The 295-nt window shown below is 42.7% G+C and carries 1 protein-coding gene; it reads right to left on the reverse strand.

Features of this window, described 5'->3' with window-relative positions:
- On the reverse strand, window positions 1-295 hold a 295-nt coding region (locus ACFI6J_RS21645), incomplete at both ends, for a DUF4158 domain-containing protein (protein WP_462586413.1).

Raw genomic sequence — 295 nt, forward strand, 5'->3', positions numbered from 1 at the left:
CCAGCAAGGTCTAATACTTTTGCGTAGAGTCGATCTTTTTGTTTTTGTGAGGGAGTGAATGGTCTGAGCCCCTTGCCGCCAAGCAGCTCTTTACTGATGAACATTAAATCCTTAGAAACCTGCGAGTAAGCGATATCTAGGATGACGGGCTTTGATTTGAAGTATCCCAAAATCGCGACAAAGTAACATCTATGAGCTCTGAGACGAATTGACCGAAAAACTGCCAATTCCGCATCGTTCAGAGAAAAGTACAGACGTTGTTCTTCGATTGAAAAAATGGGTGGGGAATAAAGAT

Source organism: Alteromonas sp. G4i13 (assembly GCF_054960505.1).